This is a genomic window from Listeria grandensis (genome assembly GCF_014322885.1).
GTDB lineage: Bacteria > Bacillota > Bacilli > Lactobacillales > Listeriaceae > Listeria_A > Listeria_A grandensis.
Window position 1 is genome coordinate 329,827 of the sequence record NZ_JAASUG010000002.1, and the last position, 23,816, is coordinate 353,642.

General features: G+C 44.0%; 24 protein-coding genes. 3 read left to right on the forward strand and 21 right to left on the reverse strand.

All coding sequences use genetic code 11. The features are described 5' to 3' along the window. Window positions 1–172: 172 nt before the first annotated feature. A complete protein-coding gene (pyrR, locus tag HCJ54_RS04170; RefSeq protein WP_036064525.1) occupies window positions 173–715 on the reverse strand; it encodes a bifunctional pyr operon transcriptional regulator/uracil phosphoribosyltransferase PyrR in 543 nt (180 codons plus the stop codon). A 363-nt stretch (window positions 716–1,078) separates the two neighbouring features. On the opposite strand from pyrR, the gene HCJ54_RS04175 reads away from it, so the two are divergent. Beyond that, a complete protein-coding gene (locus HCJ54_RS04175; protein WP_187136739.1) occupies window positions 1,079–1,225 on the forward strand; it encodes a hypothetical protein in 147 nt (48 codons plus the stop codon). Window positions 1,226–1,339: 114 nt separating this feature from the next. On the opposite strand, the gene HCJ54_RS04180 is transcribed toward HCJ54_RS04175, so the two are convergent. From HCJ54_RS04180 to HCJ54_RS04190, 3 genes are all read right to left on the reverse strand, one after another. Next, the gene (locus HCJ54_RS04180; protein ID WP_187136740.1) at window positions 1,340–2,242 is read right to left on the reverse strand and encodes an RluA family pseudouridine synthase; all 903 of its coding nucleotides are present in this window, start codon (window positions 2,240–2,242) and stop codon (window positions 1,340–1,342) included. Continuing rightward, window positions 2,239–2,706: a signal peptidase II gene (gene lspA, locus HCJ54_RS04185; protein WP_185409086.1), complete on the reverse strand. Its 468-nt coding sequence runs from the start codon at window positions 2,704–2,706 to the stop codon at window positions 2,239–2,241. Before lspA ends, HCJ54_RS04180 begins: the two co-directional genes overlap by 4 nt. Before the next feature lie 75 nt (window positions 2,707–2,781). Beyond that, entirely contained in the window at window positions 2,782–4,065 is a 1,284-nt protein-coding gene (locus tag HCJ54_RS04190; RefSeq protein WP_185408895.1) for an NCS2 family permease, read from the reverse strand. 197 nt (window positions 4,066–4,262) lie between these two features. On the opposite strand from HCJ54_RS04190, the gene HCJ54_RS04195 reads away from it, so the two are divergent. After that, a complete protein-coding gene (locus HCJ54_RS04195) occupies window positions 4,263–5,612 on the forward strand; it encodes an MATE family efflux transporter (protein WP_187136741.1) in 1,350 nt (449 codons plus the stop codon). A 96-nt stretch (window positions 5,613–5,708) separates the two neighbouring features. Here the strand turns inward: HCJ54_RS04195 and HCJ54_RS04200 are convergent, their stop codons facing one another. From HCJ54_RS04200 to nadR, 8 genes are all read right to left on the reverse strand, one after another. Next, window positions 5,709–6,617 (reverse strand): metal ABC transporter substrate-binding protein, encoded by a 909-nt coding sequence (locus tag HCJ54_RS04200; RefSeq protein WP_187136742.1) that lies wholly within the window; start codon window positions 6,615–6,617, stop codon window positions 5,709–5,711. Beyond that, on the reverse strand, window positions 6,614–7,453 hold the full coding sequence (locus HCJ54_RS04205) for a metal ABC transporter permease (protein ID WP_187136743.1): 840 nt from the start codon (window positions 7,451–7,453) through the stop codon (window positions 6,614–6,616). The genes HCJ54_RS04200 and HCJ54_RS04205 overlap by 4 nt, the downstream gene beginning before the upstream one ends. Continuing rightward, on the reverse strand, window positions 7,453–8,172 hold the full coding sequence (locus tag HCJ54_RS04210; protein WP_185525489.1) for a metal ABC transporter ATP-binding protein: 720 nt from the start codon (window positions 8,170–8,172) through the stop codon (window positions 7,453–7,455). The genes HCJ54_RS04205 and HCJ54_RS04210 overlap by 1 nt, the downstream gene beginning before the upstream one ends. A 544-nt stretch (window positions 8,173–8,716) precedes the next feature. Further along, window positions 8,717–9,124, reverse strand: coding sequence for a MarR family winged helix-turn-helix transcriptional regulator (locus HCJ54_RS04215; RefSeq protein WP_185525490.1), 408 nt, complete (start codon window positions 9,122–9,124; stop codon window positions 8,717–8,719). A gap of 12 nt (window positions 9,125–9,136) precedes the next feature. Continuing rightward, window positions 9,137–10,636, reverse strand: a complete 1,500-nt coding sequence (locus HCJ54_RS04220) for a lmo1851 family serine protease (RefSeq protein WP_187136744.1) — start codon at window positions 10,634–10,636, stop codon at window positions 9,137–9,139. 161 nt (window positions 10,637–10,797) lie between these two features. Beyond that, window positions 10,798–11,007, reverse strand: a complete 210-nt coding sequence (locus HCJ54_RS04225; RefSeq protein WP_185408901.1) for a heavy-metal-associated domain-containing protein — start codon at window positions 11,005–11,007, stop codon at window positions 10,798–10,800. A gap of 53 nt (window positions 11,008–11,060) precedes the next feature. After that, entirely contained in the window at window positions 11,061–11,762 is a 702-nt protein-coding gene (gene pnuC / locus HCJ54_RS04230; protein WP_187136745.1) for a nicotinamide riboside transporter PnuC, read from the reverse strand. Continuing rightward, window positions 11,728–13,002 carry a multifunctional transcriptional regulator/nicotinamide-nucleotide adenylyltransferase/ribosylnicotinamide kinase NadR gene (gene nadR / locus HCJ54_RS04235; protein WP_187136746.1) on the reverse strand — a complete coding sequence of 425 codons (1,275 nt, stop codon included), beginning with the start codon at window positions 13,000–13,002 and terminating at the stop codon, window positions 11,728–11,730. The genes pnuC and nadR overlap by 35 nt, the downstream gene beginning before the upstream one ends. 348 nt (window positions 13,003–13,350) lie before the next feature. Between nadR and HCJ54_RS04240 the strand changes: the two genes are divergently transcribed. Continuing rightward, window positions 13,351–16,383, forward strand: a complete 3,033-nt coding sequence (locus HCJ54_RS04240; RefSeq protein ID WP_187136747.1) for a toxin Cry1Ac domain D-VI-related protein — start codon at window positions 13,351–13,353, stop codon at window positions 16,381–16,383. 317 nt (window positions 16,384–16,700) lie between these two features. Here the strand turns inward: HCJ54_RS04240 and HCJ54_RS04245 are convergent, their stop codons facing one another. The 9 genes from HCJ54_RS04245 to HCJ54_RS04285 all read right to left on the reverse strand — a co-directional run bounded on the left by HCJ54_RS04245 (window position 16,701) and on the right by HCJ54_RS04285 (window position 23,815). Beyond that, window positions 16,701–18,902 (reverse strand): heavy metal translocating P-type ATPase, encoded by a 2,202-nt coding sequence (locus tag HCJ54_RS04245; RefSeq protein WP_187136748.1) that lies wholly within the window; start codon window positions 18,900–18,902, stop codon window positions 16,701–16,703. Between the two features lie 22 nt (window positions 18,903–18,924). Next, window positions 18,925–19,221 carry a metal-sensing transcriptional repressor gene (locus HCJ54_RS04250; protein WP_036064499.1) on the reverse strand — a complete coding sequence of 99 codons (297 nt, stop codon included), beginning with the start codon at window positions 19,219–19,221 and terminating at the stop codon, window positions 18,925–18,927. A 120-nt stretch (window positions 19,222–19,341) separates the two neighbouring features. Further along, the gene (locus HCJ54_RS04255) at window positions 19,342–20,214 is read right to left on the reverse strand and encodes a D-alanyl-D-alanine carboxypeptidase family protein (protein WP_187136749.1); all 873 of its coding nucleotides are present in this window, start codon (window positions 20,212–20,214) and stop codon (window positions 19,342–19,344) included. Window positions 20,215–20,247: 33 nt separating this feature from the next. Next, window positions 20,248–20,949 carry a purine-nucleoside phosphorylase gene (deoD, locus tag HCJ54_RS04260; protein ID WP_036064494.1) on the reverse strand — a complete coding sequence of 234 codons (702 nt, stop codon included), beginning with the start codon at window positions 20,947–20,949 and terminating at the stop codon, window positions 20,248–20,250. Between the two features lie 2 nt (window positions 20,950–20,951). Further along, window positions 20,952–21,188: a YozE family protein gene (locus tag HCJ54_RS04265; protein ID WP_187136750.1), complete on the reverse strand. Its 237-nt coding sequence runs from the start codon at window positions 21,186–21,188 to the stop codon at window positions 20,952–20,954. Window positions 21,189–21,209: 21 nt separating this feature from the next. Continuing rightward, window positions 21,210–22,115 (reverse strand): Gfo/Idh/MocA family protein, encoded by a 906-nt coding sequence (locus HCJ54_RS04270; RefSeq protein ID WP_187136751.1) that lies wholly within the window; start codon window positions 22,113–22,115, stop codon window positions 21,210–21,212. Between the two features lie 111 nt (window positions 22,116–22,226). Continuing rightward, a complete protein-coding gene (msrB, locus tag HCJ54_RS04275; RefSeq protein ID WP_185408909.1) occupies window positions 22,227–22,664 on the reverse strand; it encodes a peptide-methionine (R)-S-oxide reductase MsrB in 438 nt (145 codons plus the stop codon). Between the two features lie 6 nt (window positions 22,665–22,670). Beyond that, window positions 22,671–23,192: a peptide-methionine (S)-S-oxide reductase MsrA gene (gene msrA, locus HCJ54_RS04280; protein ID WP_036064484.1), complete on the reverse strand. Its 522-nt coding sequence runs from the start codon at window positions 23,190–23,192 to the stop codon at window positions 22,671–22,673. Between the two features lie 17 nt (window positions 23,193–23,209). After that, a complete protein-coding gene (locus tag HCJ54_RS04285; protein ID WP_244966892.1) occupies window positions 23,210–23,815 on the reverse strand; it encodes a YpmS family protein in 606 nt (201 codons plus the stop codon). Window position 23,816: the final 1 nt, after the last annotated feature.

Genomic DNA, 23,816 nt, shown 5'->3' on the forward strand with positions numbered 1-23,816 from the left:
CTAAGTCATAAAAAATACCCCTTGCCAAATTGCGACAAAGAGCAGTTATGTACTGGATTTAGGATAGACCTATTCCCCGTTCATCACCCTTTATCAGCCTCTCTGGACTGTTTTAAAAAAGCGTTCTTCCAGCGTTGTCTACGAAAACTAATTCTCAACATGCTGGATTATCCTATTTAATTATTGTCACAGCATCCGCCGCATGATCGACGTCCGCCAAATGTACCTCTACTCGTTCTTCACTCGAAGTCGGAATATTTTTACCAACAAAATCCGCTCGAATCGGTAGTTCCCGGTGTCCCCGATCTGCCAAAACCGCTAGCTGAATCCCAGCTGGGCGTCCTACATCCATTAGCGCGTCCATTGCGGCACGCACCGTCCGGCCTGTATATAGCACATCGTCGACTAACACAACCTGCTTCCCACCAATATCAAAAGGAACATTCGTACCATTTAGCGACGGCTCCGATGATTCGTTTTTAAAAGATAAGTCGTCTCTATAAAGCGTAATATCAATATCACCAACCGGAATCAGAACATCCTCGATTTCCTTTATTCGAGCCTGCAAACGATTTGCCAGGAAAATACCTCGTGTTTTGATACCGACAAGCGCCAAATCTTTCGTTCCCTTATTACGCTCGATGATTTCGTAACTCACCCTCGTAAGCGCCCGTTTAATCGCAGCCTCATCCATCACAACAACCTCTTCTGGCATCCTTTTCCCCTCCAATATCATTTAGACAAAATAAAAACCCTCTGCCAAGAGCGCGGCAAAGGGTGTACGTACAGAATCCAATTGGGCATAGAAATTCCCAAATCACGTTACCTTCTTAGCCTCTCTGGACTATGTTAAAGGACTGTTATTTAACTAGGTTCAGTTTATCCTACTATAGGGGGTTTGTCAACTAGTTTTATCGAGCAGCGTATAAAGTTCATATCAGGGGTTAAAAACGCGTAAAATCAATCTAAATACGACTTTAGAAATAAGCACTCTTTTATACCAAATCCTGTGCTATAATAGGCGCACGGAAGTCTTTAGGGCGGATAAGCGTTTCCTCTAGAAAGGAGGCGTTGTCATATGACAGTAACGGACATCATTGCGCTTTTCGCGATGCTTTTCACAGGTGGTATCTTTCTACTTGCACTGTTGACATTTTTCTTGCATTTAACGCAAAAAAATAATCCCCCTAGGCCTACAAACTTAGTGGATTATTTCTCATCATGAAACGTTGTCCGCCTTAAAGCGGATTCCGTACCGCTAGTCGAAATCTAGACTAGCGGTTATTTTTATTTCTTCTATCATACCACATAACTCAAAAAATGAATACCCTCAACAACTTCATTCTCTCAAAATTTCCAAAGCTTCTTGAAAAATCGCAGGTAACGGTGCTTCAAAATTCATCCGCTCGCCTGTTGTTGGATGCGTAAATCCGAGCTCAGAGGCATGTAAAAATTGCCCTTCGCCTTTAATCGTGTTTTTCAGTCCATATTTCGGATCACCAGCAAGTGGATGTCCAATATATTTCAAATGCACGCGAATCTGATGTGTTCTACCAGTCTCTAAACGGCATTTTATCAAGGTATAACCTGTAAAACGTTCCAACACTTCAAAATGCGTCCGTGACTCTTTCCCATCATTCACGATCCCCATTTTTTGACGATCTTCTTTTGAACGCCCGATTGGTGCATCGATGGTTCCTTTTTGATGCTTGATAACGCCGTGCACAAGCGCGATATATTCACGATCACTGGTTTTATCGTAGAGTTGCTCAGCCAGGGATTCATGCGCTTTATCGTTTTTAGCAACCATCAACAGACCTGATGTATCTTTGTCAATACGATGCACGATGCCTGGGCGAATTTTGCCATTGATGCCTGAAAGATCTTGACAATGGAAAAGTAAAGCGTTCACGAGTGTCCCTGATGTGTGACCAGCAGATGGGTGGACTACCATGCCCTGTGGCTTATTCACAACGAGCACATCTGCGTCTTCGTAGTAAATATCAAGCGGAATATCTTCGGCAATGATATCTAATTCCTCCGGCTCGCGTTCCATATAGGTGATTTCATCGCCCGTTTTGCATTTATAGTTCGGTTTTGTTTGCTCACCATTGACAAGGATAGCATCGTCTTTTAGCAATGTTTGTACGGCGGATCGTGTGATTTCTAGCAGTTCGGCAAGCCCTTTATCCAAGCGCGTACCATTTAATTTTTCCGGAATAATTACGGTATTTTGTGTCATTTTTTTGTTCCTTTCGATTTGCGATCATCCAAGAACACGTAGACAATGAGTAAAATCACGCCTATCGTCAGACTTGCATCCGCGACATTAAAAATTGGGAAGTAATAATTTCCCCAAATTGTTTGTACAAAGTCGACCACTTCTTGATGGAGTATGCGATCGATAAAATTCCCAATCGCGCCACCTAAAACAAGTGCTAAACTTACACCTAAAAGCTTACTGTTCTTCGCGTAGCGTTGCATGAAGTAAATAAGAACGCCGATAACCACGAGCGTAATCAGATAGAAAAACCACATTCTTCCCTCTAAAACACCCCAAGCCGCACCAGAATTTCGATGCGATGTGATATTTAAGAAACCAGGAATGATTTCCACCACTTCTCTTAGGTCTAAATTTTGCACGATAAGCCATTTGGTAAACTGGTCAATGACAACAACAACAAGTGCGATAAGATAATAATAGATCACGTTGATTCCTCTTTTCCTTTATATATGTAATGAGATGAGTCTAGCAAAACCAGACTCACCTCACACGTTTCATCATTGCAGAATAAATTGTAACAAAAATAATGCCGCAATGATATACATAAGTATCGGCGTTCGCGTGCGATTTTTTGTAAATAATTTCAAAATCGGGTACGCGATGAATCCGACTGCAATTCCGTCGGCGATACTATACGAGAATGGGATGATAACAACGATGAGGAGTGCTGAGAACGTATCTGCGGCATTGCTAAAATCCATTTCCTTGATTTCCTGTAACATCGACATCCCAATCACAATCAGGATGGGCGCAATGGCGCTGTTTGGGATGAAAGAAATATACGGCATCAGCACGAGCGACGCCAAGAAGAAAATACCAACCGTCACCGATGCTAAACCAGTTCGTGCGCCACTTCCTGTCATCGAACCGCTCTCTAACGCGGAAATCGTCGGACTTGTCCCGAACAATCCGGATAGGAATGCCGTGAAGCTACTCGCTTGCAGTACGCGTGGCAATTTTTCCGTTTGGCCTAGTTGTTTCGTCTGACCGAACGTCAATCCGACCGTTTCGAATACGAGAACCATGGTTAGTGAAAATACACTCGTCCAAAAAGCTACTTGCCCAACACCGGAAAAATCGGCCTGAAACAGCACATCTTTCCATGGCGCCAAACTCATCGCGTCTTTAGAAACCTCACCATGTACGCCGAAGAGAACACTAACAAGCGTTCCGATCAAGATACTCCACAGAAAAGCGCCTGGCACTTTGCGCACCAGCAAAATCATCGTTAGCACGAGCGTAATCAGCGTTGCCAACACAAATGGATCGTGCATATTGCCAAACGCCAAAATCGAATGTTCGCCGCGTGTGACAATTTCTCCTTTTTCAAGACCTAGCAGTACTAAAAATAGCCCTAAACCGACCGTGATCCCTTGTTTCAAAATAAGTGGAATCGTGTCGTTCAACTTTCTAGCTAATGGTGTAAATGCTAAAATCATGAATAAGAAGCCGCTGATAACAACGACGGCCAGCGCTTGCTGCCACGACAAACCAAGTGTCTGCACAAAATTATACGCAAATAACGCATTAATTCCCATACCTGGCATCAAAATCAGCGGTGCATTCGCCCAAAACCCCATCACAAAACAACCTACAACCGATATAAAAATCGTTGCAAGAATGGCACCTTGATACGGTACACCAGCCTCTGCCAAAATCGAACTATTGACAACAATAATGTAGACAACGGTGAAAAAACCTATCATTCCAGCTAAGAGCTCCGTTCGAACCGATGTCCGATGCGCTTTCAACTGAAAGATCTTGTCCAATAATCTTTGCATCATAATTCCTCTTTATTCAATTATCCCTCTCCCAACCCGTAGAGTCTCGCCCCTACCACGAACCCTTATTATAACAGACGCGAGAAGATTCGCATAGAGCTTTTGCTTGTATCTTGTGAAAAATCATTCGTGACGGAACGTTATTTCTTATGCTATAATCGGGTGTTGATGGTTTATATAGAAAGGGGAGCACCATTTTGGAACAAACATTTACGCGCAGTGAAAAATGGCGCCAATTTTTAGTTATTTTTACGCCTGTCGTTATTTCACAGTTGCTGCTTTTTTCGATGGCACTGATTGATACGATGATGTCAGGGCATTATTCCAACGAAGCCTTGGCTGGAACTGCGATTGGTAACTCCTTATGGGGTCCTTTTAATGCTAGTTTGTCCGGTCTATTAATGGCTGTCACACCTATTATTTCGCAATTATTAGGTCGCGGAGAAAGCCATGATATTAAAAGAACAGTGAGCAACGGGCTTTATATCGCGATCGGACTTGCAATTTTACTACTCGCACTCAACTTTTTATTCGTGCCATCGATCTTGCGTGCCATGGGCCTTGATCCTGCCGTTGCCGAAATTGCGAAACATTTTTTAAATGGGATTTGTTTTGGTATCCCGGCTTTTTTCTTTTATTCTGTATTACGTGCTTTTATTGATTCACTCGGCCTTACTCGGGTCACGATGGCCATCACTTTGATTACGGTGCCTGTGAATATTTTCTTGAACTACCTACTTATTTTTGGTAATTGGGGTTTTCCTGAAATGGGTGGTGCGGGAAGTGGCTTAGCAACAGGGATTACCTATTGGATGGTACTGATTGTCACGATTATTTTGATTCAAAGTCAGAAGCGTTTACGTGATTATCATATTTTTTCTGGCTTTGCAAAAATAGATTGGAGAAAAATAAAGGAGATTATCAAACTTGGTGTGCCTAACGGTTTGACGATTCTTTTTGAAGTGAGTATTTTCTCAGCGGTTACTGTTTTTATGGGACGTTTTGGTACGGATACCATTGCGGCGCATCAATCCGCTATTAGCGTACCAACATTGCTATACGCCTTCCCGCTTAGTATTGCGGCGGCGTTAACCATATTAGTTGGGTTTGAAACTGGCGCAAAGCGAGTGGCAGATGCGAAAAAATATCGGCATATCGGAATGATTTCGGCGATTTCTATCGGCGTGCTAAACGGCATACTACTACTCTTATTCCGCGATCAGATCGCATCACTTTACACTTCTGATCCAAAACTAGCAAATTTGATTACGCACTTCTTGATTTACGCTGTATTATTCCAATTCGCGGATGCTCTTTTATCACCAGTACTCGGAGCGCTTCGTGGCTATAAAGATGTTTTCGTTACGTCGATCGTTGCCTTTATTTCCTATTGGGTGATCGGCCTGCCGCTTGGATTAGCCCTTTCGTATACTAATCTTGGTCCGTTTGGATTTTGGATTGGGCTTAGCGCCGGACTGTTCATCGCAGCTTTCATCCTTTCGGTCCGGATACGGTTTACGGAGAAAAAGTTACTGGGTAGCTTGTGAATCGTATGTAGCTGAATTAGCGCGTCAATAGGCATGAAAACGCGGTGAACATGTCATCCATGTACCGCGTCATGCCTTGCGCCTTCAGATCTAGCTTCAGCTTTTCAGTCCTAATGCTATTTTTTCCAAGTTCCATTCCATCATCTCTAAATACGAATCTCCCGGTTTTCCTGGTTTTGCCGTGGAATCTGTGAAGAGTTCTGCGAAGATTGGTGTATTAGTTTCGCTAGATACACTTTCCATACTTCTCGGATCTACACTAGTTTCCACAAATAAAACCGGGACTTTTTTCGTTCTAATCGTCTCGATTATTTGTTTCATCTGATCTGGCGTCCCTTGATTTTCCGTATTTATCTCCCAAATATAGGCCGCCTCTAGTCCGTACGCTGCCGCAAAATATTTAAATGCACCTTCGCTCGTCACCAGCGTCTTATTCTTTAAATCTGCGAATTTCGTCTTCGCTTCTCGGTCCAACGCCTCCAATTTTGCAATGTATTTTCCTGCATTTTGCTTGTAGTAATCCGCATTATCTGGGTCTTTCTTGACCAATGTATCCCGAGCATTTTCCGCGTACTTAATTCCATTTTGAAGATCTAGCCACGCATGTGGATCCGTCTCACTCTCTTTTCCTTTCGCTGTCAGAAACTTTGGAGAAACGCCTTTACTCAGCGCCACCGCTTCTTTTTGACCAGAAGATGCCATTAATCGATCAAACCACCCATTACCAGTTTCCAAGTTCAAACCATTATTAAAAACCAAATCCGCATCCGCCATTTTTTGCACATCTTTTGGCAATGGATCGTATTCATGTGGATCTGTTCCCACTGGCACAATGCTGTATAGATCAATTTTGTCGCCACCGACCTGCTTCACAATGTCATATAAAATCGAATAAGTCGTCACAACCTGCAGCTTATCTGGATCAGTTGCCTTCTCATTTTTACCACAAGCCACTAACGATAATAGCATCAATCCCAACATACCTGCTAAAATTACTTTCTTCATCGTTTCACACTCCTTCTCCCAAAAATAATTCCTTGTTTCGGCGAAAATAAAAATACGAGTATAAATAACGCGGTCGCAGCGAGGACGATCGAAGCACCTGATGCCAGATTGTACATATAACTAAAATACAGGCCGACTATCGCGCTCACCGCCCCAAATCCTGCCGCCAAAAATAGCATTGCGGAAAGTCGATTTGTCAGTAAATAAGCGGTCGCAGCAGGCGTAATCAGCATAGCCACAACAAGAATAATTCCAACAGTTTGCAAGGAAGCCACCGTCACAAGCGTCAACAACGTCATCAAAAAATAATGTAGCATCCGCACTTTCAAGCCATAACTTTCTGCCATTGTCGGATCAAACGAACTAACGAGCAATTCCTTGTAGAATAACCCCACTAGCAGAATAACCAACATTCCGATTCCTAGTGTCATCCACATATCACTACTACGAACAGCAAGCACATTTCCGAATAAAATATGATATAAATCCGTAGAACTTTGTGCTAGCGAAATCATAATAATCCCTAAAGCAAAAAAGGAGCTGAACACGATACCAATCGCAGTGTCATTTTTAATCCTACTATTTTGATTGACAAAGCCAATACCGAGTGCCGCAACAATGCCAAATGCCGCCGCGCCAACAAAGAAATTAATACCCACCATATAAGAGATCGCAACCCCAGGCAAAACAGCATGAGAGATCGCATCCCCCATAAGTGACATCCCCCGTAAAATGATAAAACTACCGATTACACCCGAAACAACACCCACAATAATCGATGTCAGCAACGCCTTTTGCAAAAATTCGTATTGCATCAAACCTTCTAGAAATAGCATCACTGAGCACCTCCCCATCCGAACCCCTGTCCGTAGGTTTTCAAAATATTCTCCTCTGTGAATGTGCTACCTGTTTCGCCATAAGCTATTAACTGCTTGTTCAACAAAATAATTTCATCAAAGTAACGTGCTACTTTATGAAAATCATGATGCACCACGATTATCGTTTTCCCATCATCGCGCAGTTTTTGTAGCACTTCGATAATAAGTGCTTCACTTGTCATATCAATCCCCACAAACGGTTCGTCTAGCAAAAAAATATCGGCCTGTTGCGCTAAAGCTCGCGCGATAAACACACGCTGCAGTTGTCCGCCAGATAATTCGCCAATCTGGCGTTTTGCAAAGTCCAGCATCTCTACTTGCGCTAATGCCTCGCGCGCTATTTGGCGTTCTTTTTTTCGTGGTAATTTGATTAATCCTAACTTTGGATACGTTCCTATTAGCACAGTATCTAGTACCGTAATCGGGAACGTCAAGTCTACACTATTCCGCTGTGGTACGTAGGCAATTTTGTGCCGCACCTCTTTTATTGTTCGTGATTCCCATGTTACCGTACCTGATTCACACGGGATCAGCCCGATTAAACCTTTTAAAAATGTAGATTTCCCAGCTCCATTTGGACCAATTATTCCTGTCATCTTGCCTTGCTTTATTTGTAGGGAGATATTCTCCACGACGAGTTCTTGACTATACGCAATGGATAAATTTCCGACTATCATGACATCACCTTTTCCTTTAGGACTATTTTTTACTCAAAACTAACAATTTTTCCTTAATGCAACATTATGGTTAGTATAGCCTATGTTGATTTATTTGTAAAGAGAATCATTTTTGAAAGTCCTTTGAAAAGTTGCTATAAAAAAACGAATGGAGACTTATCCTCGGTTAGGAAAATAAGTCTCCATTCGTTTCTTATACTGCGTCATGTCCCACGCCTTCGGATCCAGCTTCGAAAGCCAGCCCCTCGAAACTTTCACGCCCTCCGCAAAAACCAAGATCGGGTTTTCACTGCGGCCGCTCCAAGTTTTTGTTGTGGCTCTTACGAAGCGTACTCTGCTGAGTTAGAGCCACAATATGAGTGCGAACGCAGGGAGCATTCGTTCCATGTGCTGCATCATGTCCAACGCCTTCGGATCCAGCTTCGGAAGCCAGCTTCAACGGCCAACTCCTCGAAAACTTCACGCCCTCCATAAAAAGCAAGAACGACTTTTTATAGAGGGCGCTCCAGTTTTTTTCGGAGCTGAACGAGCCATTTCAGCTTTTCTAGTTATCCGCTAACTTTTTTAGCAATTCTTGGAAGACGTCGCGTTCTTCATCTGTGAAAACGGAGAAACGGCGGACGATCATCGCCTTTTTCTTTTTCTCGATGGAGATCACGAAGTCTTTTGCCTCTTCGGTCAGTTCTAGCACGACGATTCGACGATCAACTTCAGAGCGACGGCGTGTGATGAATTTATTCGCAACAAGGGAATCCGTGATCGCTGTGATATGACTTGCCGATACATCCAGTTTCTTAGATAAATCGGTGGTGCGATTCACGCCACTTGAAATCAGGCTCAGAACGCGAAATTCACCGCCTGTTAATTTTCGGTCTAAAATCGTATCGACTTCATGACGAAAGCTATTAAAAACCCGCTTCACTGATGTTTCAATTTCTAGAAAATCATCCACGTAAAGCCCTCCTTACTTTAATTGTTGTTTCACTAATTCAACTGCTTTTTTCTCTTGTGGATCGTTTGCTTGTAGTTCCTTTTTAATCGCTGTAATGAGCGCTTCTGTTGTGGCACCTGTCATGATACCATCGACTTTTAGTTTGCTGGCTGTTTGGAATGCTTTTACTGCAGCTGTTGTATTGGCATCGAACAAGCCGTCCACTTTGCCAACATTATATTTAAGCGCGGAAAGCATCGTTTCAATGGTTTTCACATCATCGCCAAAATTCCCTTCTTTATATACCTTAGAGGAATTTGGAACCGCCATCGTTGCATAGGCTGGTAGTGCCACGGCCACATCTGGTTTAATACCTTTTTCGTGAATCCATTCGCCGTCTGGAGTCAACCACTTCGCCACGGTTAACTTGAGTAAGGAACCATCGCTAAGTGGTGCGGCTGTTTGTACTGTACCTTTACCGAATGATTTTGCCCCAACTAATTTAATGCCGCCAGATTCACGAGCCGCAGCCGCCAAAATTTCAGAGGCACTTGCGCTTCCTTCATCAATTAGCATCGTCACGGGAACCTTCACTTTATAACCATCATGCGCGCTACTATCTGCTTTAATCGTTTGTTTTGCGCCATCTCTTGTTTGTTCTTGCACGATTACCTTGCCATCTGGTAAGAACAGGCTCGCAATATCAACTGCTTGATCGAGTAAACCACCTGGATTCCCACGCAGATCAATGACTAAACCTTTCATGCCCTTCGCATCTAGATCTTTCAGTGCTTTCTCAAGCTCGCTATACGTTTTTTCAGAGAAGGTGGTGATTTGAACGGTCGCAATTTTATCTGCGCCCATCTCCGAGTATACCGTTTCAATCGGAATTTCATCGCGCACGATTTTCACATCAAAAGGCTTGTCCGTTCCAGGTCGTGAAATCGTTAAGGTCACGCTCGTTCCTTTCTTTCCGCGGATTTTTGTTGTCGCCTCTGTAGAGGAAATACCTTTGATTGATTTACCGTCTACTTCCACGATTTTATCATTAGGACGTAAGCCCGCTGCTTCTGCCGGAGAATTCTTGATAGGCGACACAACGGTTATATAGCTATCTTTCTCCTGAATTTCCACGCCAATACCAGAAAAGCTCGAGGAAATCGTACTATCGAAGTCCTCCGCCTCTTTTTTCGTCATGAAAGAAGAGTACGGATCGCCAAGTGACCCTACCATACCCGTAATCGCGCCTTCCATCATCTTATCTGTATCTACTTTCTTAAAATATTTCTTTTGAATTTCGTCGTATACATCGTAAAGTTTCGTAAATTCCTTCCGTTCAGGAATCGCTACTTTTACTTGCTTATCCCCGCCCACAGACATGACGAGCGCTGTCACTAACGCGGTCGCAAAAATGCACCCAAATAACAGCATGACAAAGGGAAATGTTTTCATTTTTACAAAGCCTTTGCGCGCGTTTTTTTCATCTTTGTTTTCATTCTTAGGCTCATTCGGATTCATCGGTCCTTCTTCCATTCCTATGTTCACCACTTTCTCACTAAACACCCTAGTAAATTTATATTTAACTTCCCTTTATTCTATCAGCTTTTGCATAGAAAAGGTAGCTTTTGTTGCTTTTTCTCCACAAAAAACAAGTAGCACAGTCTTTCCCTGCACTACTCGTCAAATTCCCCTAGTTATGCGACTACTTCATATCCGGCTTCGTCCACCGCTTCTTCAATCATATCTTGGACATTTTTGCCGTCGTCATAGGTGACTTCTGCCGTGCCAGCTTCCAAAGATATCACCGCTTTTTCGACACCTTCCACCGCTTCGATAGCTTCGCGCACACGCTTTTCGCAATGTTCGCAACTCATGCCTTCAATTGCTACTACAAGTTTTGCCATTTTCTGTCACTCCTTTGTTATCTCATCTACTTCATTATACCCCGCCCAGGTAATTATTGCACATCTGCCAATTTACCCTTCCGATGTTCTGATTCATGCCATTCTAACAAACCATACACCGCATTAAAAAGATAAATGGCATATTGCGTGGCGATAATCGGATTTTTGGTATAGATATTTAGTGAGATCACTAGGATATTCATAATAATCCATAAATACCAGTTAAAACTAAAACGCGCAATCATTAAAAATTGAGCCGTCACACCCAGCGCGAAAATAAAATTATTCAACATCAACTGATACGGATCATTCGCAACGCCAAGAATCCCCGTCAAATACATATTGACAAACGAAGCTACAATAATAAAAATAACCGCGACACCAAAATGGCGTTCCGTCAACTTCCGTGGCTCAAGCGTCGCCTCCCTATCCAGATGCTTCCTCCATGTCACCAGCCCGAAGATATGCGTTACAAAATAATAAAGACTCGGCAAAGCCGCCCCCACATTACGCCCTAAAAAATTCCCGCTCATCTCACCAAATGCCGCTAACATGCCGAAAATATTTCCACTATTTTTCCCTTTCGCAAGTAAGATAACACAAATCAGGCCACAAATCGCGCCAATATACGATAATAAATAGCGCCATTCAAAATGGACGAGTGGATTCGTCGCTAAAAAAGCAATAGTAACGAGCAAAACACAGATATAAGGATATAGTTTATTCCGACCGATTTTCATAATGACTGATTTCATTTGAATTCTCCTTTTTGTCGTTCAGTAATTGTTCTACAAGTTGGATACTTTCCAAATAACGCTCTTCGTAATTGCCTGATGTAATAGCTACATATGGAATCTTATTTTCCGTTAGTAAACGCTCCAATAAGTCTTGAAAATCCTTGCGCTTGGCTTTACTACCAAGATGGCGCAACCCATCGTTGACCCATGGCGTATTATTTTCCAATAGAATAACAAGATCAAAGCGCTGCGTTTCAATCATCGCCTGCACAAACGGATGCTCCTGACCCTCGTACGTTATGCAGAATGCTTGCGTTGTCACATAGTCTGTATCAATAAACGCCACCTTGTTCGCATATTTCACCGCAAAATCAATATACTGCGCCTGCCCAAGTGAAATTTTATCATAATCGGAAAATTGAAGCGCCTTCTCATTCCCGCCTAGGTGAGAAAAAACATAATCGCGTCCATATTCCCAAGCGCTCGTTGTGTTAAATGTATTTGCTAGTTTATTCACAAGTGTTGATTTACCGCTTGATTCCCCACCTAAAATCGCAACTTTTCGAACAAAAAACGGTTTCACTTCGGTCGGAATATAATCCCAATAATGAAAAGGTTCCTGCCTGATTTGCGTCGCACTAATATTCATAAACGAACGCTCAGCATCAATGACAACCGTGTTCACATCAAGCAACTCCTGATACCGAATCGCATCCTTTGGTTCACTTGAATAAATTGCATTCGCCTGAATATAATTATCATCAAGCAACTTCTTCGCTCGAATCGCCCACTCATCCCAACCATCTGGATAAGGCGGAATTCCATCCTCCGACAAACCATGAATTTTAATGTTATCTTGGTATTTAAAAGTCTGCAACAACCAACGCCAGCGATCTTCAACAGTTGGTTGCTTCGTCATGGAACTTTTTTGAAAAAGCTCGAAATCACGCACATCATCATGACAAAGGATAACGTGAAGCTCATCGACTTGACTCGCGGCTCGCTGAATTAAGTAAATGTGCCCCGTATGTAACGGATAAAATTTCCCAAAGACAACACCGATATTTTTTTCGCGAGGGGGGTATTCTAGATGTAGAACTTCATGCAAAGCTTGTAGTTTTTGAGCGCTTGGTTCCTTGATTTTGTTGTTGATCAGCTGACTGAGATAACCCTTCGTAACGCCAATCCGATCTGCCGCTTGCTGCAAAGTCAACCCATTTTCCTTCAAAGCTAGTTTTAAATATGTATAACGTTGCATGATTATCGCTCCTAACTTTCATTTTGTTTATTATATTAAACAAAAACAACTGAAATGTCAAGCTGAATAAAAGTTATATTTTTTACAATAAGAAAGAAATCTACTTGTAGAAACATGTAACAAAATAGTCACAATGTCGCTTCTTAAAGGGGAAAAAATGTATTTTTTTAGCTTGGAAAACTGGTAAAGTAAAAGAAGTGGTACCGAGTGAGGCGACCATACTCTCCAAAACCAGCGCGGTGCGTCGAACGAACATACCTAGAAACTTCAGTCAAGACTAGCAGGTGTGCAAGGTTGGAAATAAGGAACGCCATGTACCCACAATAAAAAAATGGAGGAATTGCATCAATGAATAAAAAGATGAAAAAAGTAGCCATCGCATTACTTGCGACGAATGTGATGGCAAGTACAGTATTAACAGCCTTACCACCAGTAGAAACACACGCGGCGGAGAATAAATTAACGTCGACAGTAAGCGCGAGTCAGAATAATCTTATCAATACGGTGAGAGACGGAGATACTAAGATTACTGGTAAAGTTCCTGGTGGCGCTCAAGAAATAGAAGTTAGCTTGTGGGAATACGCGGATGCTTTCTCAGAACAAATAACCTCTTATAAACGATACACTTGCAAAGTTCAATCCGATGCTAATGGAAACTATAGTGTAAATCCAGAAAATTTTGGTACAGACTATGGTAGCATTTTTACATTCACCCGTAGAGATTATCCATATTCCGTTAAGATTAAGACTGCAAGTGGTTTAACAGCAGAGACGATCATCCAAATGTCGAAAAACACAGCGAATACAGGTTATATTAACCCAGTAAAAGTAGGCGACACAGAAATAACTGGACACCTTGATAATCGCCCTTTACAAGCAATCACATTTAGAGAAGTTGCCGCTTATGTCATAGGTCGTACTGGTACTCTACCCGACAGACTATCGTATACTACGACAGATGCAAATGGCGATTTTAAATTTACACTAACATATGGTATTACACGCGTACGCCTTTCTGTTGAAAATGATTCAGGAATTTTGTTCAACACAGCTCCAGATGTTAACGAAACATCCGTTTACGTACCGACATCTCTAAATGTAGATACAAGCGCGATCAATGCTGCTCGTGGAACTACTGGGAAAATAACAGCTACCATGAGTCCGGCCGCGACAAATCAAGCACTAACGTATGCATCGAGCAACGCCAACATTATCACTGTAAATGCAACTGGTGATTGGGAAGCGAAAGCAACAGGAACCGCTACGATTACAGTTACGTCAACTGCGAATGCTAGTTTGACTAAAACAATTCCAGTCACTGTAACAGCAAATGCAACAGATATAGCACAAACTACGGTCAATGAACTATTCATCAGTGACAACCCAGCGAATCACATCAAAGATACCACGACACAAGCAAAAATAGACACGGCGCAAACCAAAGTCGATGCTGTGACGGATGCCACGAAGAAAGCCGAACTCCAAACGTACGTGGATAAAGCGCAAGCAGAGCTTGCAAACAACGCGAAAAATGCGGCAAAAGCAAGCGTAGACGCGCTCTTTTCCAACCCACCAACGAATACCGCATTAAAACCTAGCACCACGCAAGCGATAATCAACGAGGCAAGTACGAAAGTCGGCGCACTACCAGCCAGTGCTGATAAAACAACGATGCAAGCCGATATCACGAAAGCGAACACCCTATTCCAAGCGATCACCCCAACGACGCTGGGCGCCCTGACGACAGAGAGCACCACTGTGTCTGGTGTTGGCGAACCAAACAGCGACATCGTTATCACAAAGGGCGCGACGATCCTTGCTTCCGGTAGGGTGGACGGGAGTGGTAAATACCAATTAGCGATCGCGAAACAACCAGCCAATACGACGATAACTGCAACGGTGACCAAAGCAAGTAATGGTAAAACGTCGAGTGCAAGCAGGACAGTCACAGCGGTCGCTCTCGATTATAAATTGACAGGGCCAGCAGAATATGAACTTGGTAATAAATCGAATATCACAGGAAACTACGGCGCTGATGTAGCGTATGTTCGTTTACGTGTGACGCCACAAGGACAAACACCAACATCTGCCAATGTGGTACGTCAAGTCACGGCGCTAAAAGGCGTGACAGGTTCGTATAACCTCGGCGACATCTCAACATTCGTTAAAAACACCACAGACAAAGTCGAAATTTTAGCCGTGGATTCGAAATACAACATCGTAAAAACTCTCAACGTGACGCCAAAAGGCACGAACCCCGGCAACGCATTGACAGGGCCAGCAAAATATGACCTGAATAACAAAGCGAATATCACCGGTACCTACGGTTCCAACGTGGCGTATGTCCGCCTACGCGTGACAGGAGCAAGCGGTGATGTGACGATCAAGAAACAAGTGAGCACAACGACCACAAGCAGCGCCTACAACCTTGGCGATATCTCGACATTTGTCGACGCAACGACACAAAAGCTTGAAATCATTGCCGTCGATGCGAAATACAACGTGGTGAAGACAGTCGTTGTCGAAATCAATAAAAACACCCTCGATAACAAGTTAACAGGTCCAACAACCTACACAATTGGTGATAAAACAGCGATCACTGGCGAATACGGTACGAATGTAGCGTATGTCCGTCTCCGCGTCACAGCTGCAGGTCAAACAGCAGGAACGATTGTCCGTCAAGCAACTGGTTTAGCCGGTACTTACAGCCTCGGTGATATTTCCACACTCGTAACAGATGCAACAAGCACCGTCGAAATTTTAGGCGTAGACGCGAAGTATAATATCGTGAACACCGTCAAAGTCACGGTGGAAGCACCAACCGTCGACAATAAACTAACCGGTCCTGCCTCGTACACCGTTGGCGATAAGACAGCGGTCACTGGTACTACGGGTACAGGCGTAGCCTTTGTTCGTCTGCGTACAGGAAGCGATGTGAACAACATGGCGGTCGTGCGCCAAACAACGCCAAGTGCTAGCACCTATAGCCTCGGTGATATCTCCAGTTTAGTCAAAGATACATCCGGCGTCGTGCAAATCGTAGCGATCGACAAAGGCTATAATATCATCAACACGATTACGGTAACCGTGAAAGCAGCCGCAGCATTGGATAACAAGTTAACTGGGCCTGCCTCGTACACGTTTGGCGATACCACCGCGATTACAGGTACAGTCGGTACGAACGTTTCCCATGTGCGTCTACGTGTCACACCAGAAGGTGGCACCGCAGAGATCAAGAAAAATATCAACCTCCTGCCTGGCGCAACTAATTACAACCTCGGCAACATTGCGGGATTAGTTAAAAATGCCACAGATAAAGTCGAAATCCTAGCATTAGACGCTAGTTACCAAGTAGTCAACACGATGGACTTGATGAACTAAGAAAACGACACACGTAAGAAAACAGCTAGCAGCTTAACTACACTACAACAGGCTAGCGAACACAAAACAAGACTAGGTTTCCGAACAACTCTTCTGGTTGTATCTCGGAACTAGTCTTGTTTTCTTATTGATGCTCATTTATCGGTGCTATCTCTTTCTTCGGAGGTTTGATAAATGGGACTTATATAGTGGCTTCCTTCATCCAAGTGAATGAAGGCCTCTTTGCGTAGGTTGGAATCGCAACCCTTTTTTGAATAAAATTTATACAAGGTACAGATCGATAGCTTTTTTTAGTTATGAGCGCTCCCATACGCTTCTTACTTTAACTTCAATCGTTTTAGACGCAAGGCGTTAGCAACGACGGAAACAGAGCTTCCAGCCATCGCCAAACCTGCCACCCATGGCGCTAATAGGCCAATCGCGGCAATCGGTATTCCTGCACAGTTATAAGCTAAAGCCCAGAAAAAGTTTTGCCGGATATTTCGCATCGTTGCGCGACTTAGCTGAATCGTTTGCGGAATAAGCGTTAACTGATGCCCAACCAGCGTCACATCTCCCGTCTCAATCGCAATATCCGTTCCCGTTCCGATACTAATTCCCGTATCCGCCGTTGCAAGCGCTGGTGCATCATTGATACCATCTCCGACAAAGGCGATCACATGCCCTTTTTTCTGCAAATCTGCCACAATATCACTCTTATCATTTGGCAATTGTTCCGCGTAAACCTGATCGATTCCAAGTTCCGTCGCCATGTTTTCTACAACGACGCGCTGATCTCCAGATGCAATCGCCGTTTTAATACCAAGCTCGTGTAATCGCAAAATCGCTTCTTTGGCCTCTTTTCGCGGCGTATCCAATAATCCAAACGCACCTGCAAAATCATCATCCACGCTCATCGCCACGATCGTCTGCCCTGCTTGCATCCACGTCTGCATTTCTCCATCTGTGCCTTTTGGAATCGTGATTGTATTCGCGATAAAGCGGTATGAACCTAACGCTACTTTTAAACCATCGAGCGTGCCAACCATCCCGTGTCCTGCTTTTGCTCGAATTTTCTCAGCTTGAACTTGTGGCACGCCCTGATCTTCCAAATAAGCCAGAACCGCCCTCGCAATCGGGTGTTCCGACTGGCCTTCCATCGCTACTGCAAACCGCGTGAAATTAGCGTTTTCTTCCAACATATTTACCACGCGCAACTTCCCTTCCGTCAGCGTCCCAGTCTTGTCAAAAATCACCGTATCCACTTTTGCCGTCCGCTCTAAATGCTCCCCACCTTTAAAAAGAATACCGCTTTCCGCACCCTTCCCAGTTCCCGACATAATCGCGGTCGGCGTTGCCAATCCAAGCGCACATGGACACGCAATCACGAGTACCGCAATCGCCACTTGTAGCGACTGATCGAGCACACCGCCTGTCGCAATCATCCAAATCACAAATGTCAAAACCGCAATCGCCAACACAATTGGTACAAAAATCCCCGAAATCCGGTCCGCCAAACGTTGAATCGGCGCCTTCACGCCTTGCGCTTCCTCCACGAGCTGAATAATCGTCGAGAGCACCGTCTCATCCATTCGTTTCGTCACTTCCGCCTGAATGACCCCATCAAAGTTCACCGTTGAACCGATTACCATATCACCCGCTTTTTTCTCCACAGGCACTGGCTCCCCCGAAATCATGGACTCATCAATGCTCGTTTCACCAGTCAACACAACCGCATCAATCGGAACCTTCTCTCCCGGCCGAACCAAGATCACATCCCCAATCGCGAGCTCATCGACAGGTACCTTCCACTCCCGGTTCTCGCGCAGAACAACCGCTTCCTTCGATTGAAGCTTCAGCAAACCCGCAATAGACTGCGTCGTTTTCGATGTCGCATAACTCTCCAGTAATTTTCCAAGTAAAATCAGCGTAATCAAAATCGCACTCGTCTCAAAGTAATAATGCGCTTCAATATTCGGGTTAATCAGCTGCCGCACGTACTCCGCCAAACTATAAAAATAAGCCGCCGAAGTCCCCAACGCCACGAGCACATCCATATTCGCACTCTTTCCACGAAGCGACTTATACGCCCCATCGTAAAACCGCCAACCAATATAAAACTGAATCACCGTCGCAAGAACCAGCTGAATCGTCGGGCTAATCACCGCATCCACACCCATCGCAAACGCCGTATGATGCAAGTACGGAATATGCGTCACCATCGTAAGCAACAACGGCAATGCTAAAATTGCAGACAAGATAAACCGGCGTACCTCACGCTTAAACTGCTTTTCCAATACCGCGTCTTTCTCTTCTTTCGACATTTTTTCCGCCGCATCATACCCCGCATGCTTCACAATATCGATCAACTGCTCCGGCCCAATTTGCTCAGGATCATAATAAACCGCCGCACTCTCCGTCACCAAATTCACATTCGCCCGCTCCACACCAACCGCCTTATTCAGCGATTTCTCCACACGCGTCGAACAAGCCGCACACGTCATACCAAACACATTCAAATCCTGCCTCTTCGCTTCCATTTTAAAAATACCCCCTCACCTATTACGTTTTCGAAAACTGCCGTATCACTTTCAATAACTCCTCCATTACCTCATCCGACTCACCATTTTGCGCTGCGTCCACCACACAATGCTTCGCGTGATGCTCCAATACCTGCAATCCAACCTTCTTAAGCGCGGAATTAGCCGCCGAAATCTGCACTAAAATATCGACACAGTAACGATCTTCCTCCACCATCTGCTGTATCCCACGAACTTGCCCTTCCACGCGCCGCAAACGATTCAACACCTGCTTCGTATCCTCATTAGAACGCGGTACAATCGGTTTATCATGCGTCATTTCCAACACTCCCTCACTCCACTTTATAACCTCATTATACCTATAGGGGGTATATAAGTCAAATCCCTTGTTTCTAACCACAAAAAAAGAACCCCCACATCATGTGAGGATTCCCCAATCTTATTTCGCCGTTCCACCATCAATTTTCTTCTGCAATGCCTGCACATGTTGGAAAAATTCCTCCAGCGTCCAATCATTCTCATAAATAATCGTCGCCGCATCCTTCCCAACATAGCGATAATGCCAAGATTCATATTGATACTGCGTTACAGCTTCCTTGCCCTTCATATACCGCAAAATAAAACCGTAATTATGCGCGTTTTTCTGTAACCATTGTCCTTCAGGCGTCTCACCAAAAGCCTCCGTCAGATTAAACCCTTGATCACGCGACGAAATATCCATCGCAAGACCCGTCTGATGTTCGCTCATTCCCGGAACAGCCACAGCTTCTTTCGCTTTGGACTCCCCCTTCGCCGCAACTTCCGCGCTAAAAACCTCCTGTTGACGTTGATACGAACGGTATCCAGAAACAGCATACAGCGTTAAATTATCTTGTTTTGCCGCCGCAAACATCGCCTCTAACTGCGAGCCCGCTTCCTTACGCATCTGCGCTTTTTCCACCTGCTCATCACCAAACGAGAAGGTCACATTAGGACGAACCAAATCAGGCGGCGAATACGTCGATTGCAAAGAATACTTCTTATTCGCAAGCACCAGTATATTTTCAGGATTCGTAATATACTGAACGCCATCTTTTTCCACTAACTTATTCTGCTGGGCAATATACGGATAAAGCGGATCATTTTGATAATCTTCACTTCCCGCTTCTGCTTCTTTTTCGGGTTTTGTCCCCGTTTCGTCTTCCGTTCCTGCTTTTGTTGTCGCCGTTTCTGTCTCCGCGGCTGGCTTCTCAATGTTTCCCGCCAAATAATCCGCTGACGTGTTAAAACCCGCCAAACTCAGCGCTATCATGAATGAAATAAAATGCATCATCTTGTTTTGTTACCTTCCTTCGTTAGATTCTCCCTACTTCAACGTAGATTCTAACGCAACAACAATCATATCGTTAAAAGTCGTTTGACGCTCCTCTGCCGTTGTTTCTTCCCCAGTAAAAATGTGATCACTCACCGTCAAAATCGCCAATGCCTTACGTCCAAATTTCTGAGCAATCGTATACAGCGCCGCCGCTTCCATCTCGATACCAAGCACACCATGATCTGCTAATTGTTGTTTATCTAACTGTTCATTATAAAAACGATCCGATGAAAAAACATTCCCAACACGCATCGTTAGACCTTTTTCAAGCCCAGCATCATACGCATTTTTCAACAGTTCAAAATCCGCAACCGGCGCAAAATCAACACCAGCAAACGTATTGCGATTAATTTGTGAATCCGTCGAAGCCGCTTGTGCAATCACGACATCGCGAACCTTCACGTCTTTTTGAATTGCACCCATCGTACCAACACGAATCAAATGCTTCACATCATAACTTTGAATCAGCTCGTTCACATAAATCGAAATCGATGGAATCCCCATACCTGTTCCCATCACCGATACTCGCTTGCCTTTATATGTCCCCGTGTACCCAAACATATTGCGAACCTGATTAAAACAACTAACATCCTCCAAAAAAGTCTCCGCAATATATTTCGCACGCAACGGATCCCCTGGTAAAAGAATCGTTTCTGCAATCTCGCCTTGTTTCGCCTCAATATGAATACTCATACTTAACGTCCCCCATTCTTTTCTTCATCCAAAATATAATTACTCCATACATCATCGAATAAGGTCATGCTCGGAATATAAGAAGCGTTCAACTCCAAATACTCACACAACTCATAATAATCGGTAGACTGTTTAGGAAAGCTATGATCTTTAAAAGCATCATCCGCAAATTTCGTCGCCGCATCACGTTTAATCGTATCGCGGTAAGTCATTAAATAGTGATAAAACGATCGTCCCAAGCTGTCCATTCCTCTCTTTTGTCAACGCTCCACATATTGCAAAATCTCTTCACAAATCCGATGCGTTTCAAGCGCTGATTTTTTCGAAACAGGTTCCGTCTTTCCTTCACGTACCGCATCCAAAAAGGTCGTAATAATCGGCTCAAAACCACGTTTATAAAGCGTTGTCTCCCAGTCACCAAAACGCATGATGGAATGACCCGTCCCTTCATACATATGCAACTCCGTCACGTGTTCCACTTCCCATTTCGCCTCCGGTGTGAAGATCGTCAAACGCTCCTCACTCGTCCCACTTTCTCGGTTCATGATCGCTGTTGCCGTCCGGCCATTTGCCACAAATTGCACGGTAATCGCCGATAACAACTCCCCGTTCATCGTTGGGAAAACCGTCATCTGCTCAACTGGTGCATCCAATAAATATAGCACCGTATCCACCACATGAATAAAATCATCAAAGATAAATACTCGCGGATCGCTTGCCTGAGCCTTACGATGCTTTTGCATCAAGATCATATTCGTATCCGTTTTCTCCGCCAACATCGCGTACCGAGGTGCAAAACGACGATTAAACCCAACCATCAACAATGTATTTTTTGCCTCAGCAAGCTCCATCAATTCCTTCGTCACCTCATAATTATCCGCAACCGGCTTGTCCACATACACTGGAATTCCAGCCTCTAAAAACGCCCGAACAATCTCTGGATGACTTGCGGTTGATGTATGTACAAACGCGACATCCACCTGCGCACGAATCATCGAATCAATCGAAGAATGCGTATTATGGAACCGATATTTCTCGCTTATTGCCTTCAACTTTTGCGCATCCCTCGTAAACAGATGCACTTCCACGTTATCTAAATGCGCAAAAACTGGCAAATATGCCTTCTGCGCAATTCCACCTAAACCAAGTACCGCAACTTTTTGCATTCCCATTCCTCCTAGCTAAGAAACTTTTAAATCAATACCCCTACTAATTCTATCATAATATAGTAAGGGTATTCAATATTTGGCCGTAATCACCATCAAAAATGCATATCGCTATACGAAAAACGGTAAATACTCGCCATAACCTTCTTTTTCAAGCGCATCTTTCGGAATAAATCGGAGCGCCGCCGAATTAATGCAATAACGCATCCCCCCAGAAGCTCGCGGCCCATCCGGAAAAATATGTCCTAAATGCGAATCAGCATCCACCGACCGCACCTCCGTCCGGATCATGCCGTGTGATAAATCACGCTTTTCGAGTACTTCAAGTGGATCTATCGGCTTCGTAAAACTCGGCCAACCACATCCCGCATCATATTGATCTAGCGATGAAAATAACGGCTTCCCAGAAACGATATCCACGTAAATTCCCGGCTGATTATTATCCCAAAACTCATTATCAAACGGGCGCTCCGTTCCTTTTTCCTGCGTCACTTGATATTGCAAATCATCCAGTTCCTTCAATCGTTTCGCTTTTTCCTCTTGATTCATGGCAGATCACCCTTTCCAATTAGCATCGATGAATGGATCGCGTCCCGAGTGACTACGATAATTCTTATAGTGATTCGGATCCTTCTTATAGAAATCTTGATGGTATTCCTCTGCCACATAAAATGGACCAGCCTTCTCGATTTCCGTCACAACAGGGCGTTTGAAGCGACCGCTCGCATCCAAGTCTGCCTTCGACTTCTCCGCAACCACCCGTTGCTCCTCCGATGTATAAAAAATGACTGGGCGATAGGACGAACCGCGATCTACAAACTGGCCGCCCGCATCTGTTGGGTCCGTCTGTTGCCAATAAACTTCGACCAATTTCTCATACGGGAAAACAGCTGGATCAAACGTAATCTCAACCGCCTCTGTATGCCCCGTCGTCTCACTACAAACCTCTTTATACGTCGGATTCACCGTATGACCACCCGTATATCCTGCGACCACACTTTCAATCCCCGGTTGCGTATCAAAGGGCTTTATCATACACCAAAAACAACCACCTGCAAAAATTGCCTTCTCACTCATCGTCTTACCTCCCCATCTTATTCCGTTGGTACTAACAGTGTAAACGAAATATCATCTTTCTTCAAATCAAGCGCATCTACACGAACTCGCATGCCACCTTTTAGCTTCAACTTGTTCACATCTAAATAGATTTTCTCCTTTTTAGGTGAAATCGTCACCCAATTCGGTAGTTCAAACTGACTTTTCACGTATTGCATCACATAAGAAACCGGAAGCGGTAATGCACCAACTCTCATATCCACCTGTTGCAAGACAATCACACCATCTTTTCGCAACGTCGGCGAGAAATTAATACTAATATCTACTGGCTGCCCTAAAAAATGCGCCTCCGCTTTAAAAACAACATCATCCGCTAAATAAACATCATAGGCGATATCTGCATCTTGCTCTTTTTGAAATTCCTGCAAATAATGCGCCATCAATTTATTCAAATCGGCTTTATTCGTCGATGTTTGGAATTCCACCATATCCTTCGTACTCACTAAACGCCCCGCATCTTCCGGAACATTTGGTGAAAACCAGAAAATCGACATATAAATCCAACCAAAACAGAGTACCAATACCCCGACAAAAGTCAGAAACGCCCATTTCCAGTAATTGATTTGTTTCCCATTTGATCTCAAC